The 1,490-nt window shown below is 64.5% G+C and carries 1 protein-coding gene; it reads left to right on the top strand.

The window, feature by feature from the left end:
* The coding region (locus tag ACFW22_RS35845; RefSeq protein ID WP_386412985.1) for a homocysteine S-methyltransferase family protein at positions 1-1,490 on the top strand (1,490 nt) is incomplete at both ends.

The raw sequence follows: 1,490 nt of genomic DNA, 5'->3' as shown, positions 1-1,490 counted from the left end.
CGTGTTGCCGCTCTTCGTGAGGCGCTCGCTCGTCGAGTGGTCGTTGCGGATGGAGCGATGGGCACGATGTTGCAGGCTCAGGATCCCAGTCTTGAGGACTTTCAAGATCTTGAGGGTTGTAACGAGATTTTGAATGTGACGCGTCCCGATATCGTGCGTGCGGTGCATGAGGCGTATTTCGCGGTCGGGGTGGATTGTGTGGAGACGAACACGTTCGGCTCCAATTACTCGGCCGCGGGTGAGTATGAGATCGCGGATCGGATTGTTGAGTTGTCCCAGGCCGGTGCGCGGATCGCGCGTGAGGTCGCCGATGAGTTCACGGCGGGTGATGGCCGGCAGCGGTGGGTGTTGGGGTCGATCGGGCCGGGGACGAAGCTGCCGTCGCTGGGGCATGTGGACTTCGCGGTGTTGCGTGATGGCTACCAGCAGAACGCGGAGGGGTTGCTGGCGGGCGGCGCGGATGCGTTGATCGTGGAGACCACGCAGGACCTGTTGCAGACGAAGTCGAGTCTGATCGGTGCGCGGCGGGCGATGGACGCGGTGGGTGTGCAGGTGCCGTTGATTTGCTCGCTGGCGTTTGAGACCACGGGGGTGATGCTGCTGGGGTCGGAGATCGGTGCGGCGTTGACGGCGTTGGAGCCGCTCGGGATCGACATGATCGGTTTGAATTGTTCGACCGGTCCGGCGGAGATGAACGAGCACCTGCGGTATTTGGCGCGGCATTCGAACACGGCGTTGATGTGTATGCCGAATGCGGGTTTGCCGGTGTTGACGAAGGACGGTGCGCACTTTCCGTTGTCGGCGTCGGAGATGGCCGATGCGCAGGAGCATTTCGTGCGGGACTACGGCTTGTCGCTGATCGGTGGCTGTTGTGGTTCGACGCCCGAACACCTGCGGCAGGTCGTGGAGCGGGTGCGGGGTGTGGTGCCGCCCGAGCGGTCCCCGCGCCCCGAGCCGGGCGCGGCCTCCCTCTATCAGACGGTGCCGTTTCGTCAGGACACCTCGTATCTGGCGATCGGTGAGCGGACCAACGCCAATGGGTCGAAGAAGTTCCGTGAGGCCATGTTGGAGGGCCGTTGGGACGACTGCGTGGAGATGGCGCGGGATCAGATCCGTGAGGGTGCGCACATGCTCGATCTGTGTGTGGACTATGTGGGTCGTGACGGGGTGGCGGACATGGAGGAGCTCGCCGGCCGGTTCGCGACCGCTTCGACGTTGCCGATCGTGTTGGACTCCACCGAGGTGGAGGTGTTGCGGGCGGGGTTGGAGAAGCTCGGTGGCCGGGCGGTGATCAACTCGGTGAACTACGAGGACGGTGACGGGCCCGAGTCCCGGTTCGCGAAGGTCACCCGCTTGGCCCAGGAACACGGGGCCGCGCTCATTGCCCTCACCATTGATGAGGAGGGGCAGGCCCGTAGTGCCGAGCACAAGGTCGCCGTCGCCGAGCGCCTGATCGCGGACCTGACCGGCACCTGGGGCATTCGTGAGTG

The sequence above is a fragment of the Streptomyces sp. NPDC058872 genome, assembly GCF_042743065.1.
In the GTDB taxonomy this organism is placed as follows: Bacteria; Actinomycetota; Actinomycetes; order Streptomycetales; family Streptomycetaceae; genus Streptomyces.
The sequence above is the reverse complement of the archived record's forward strand: the minus strand, read 5'-3'. Positions and strand labels throughout refer to the sequence as shown.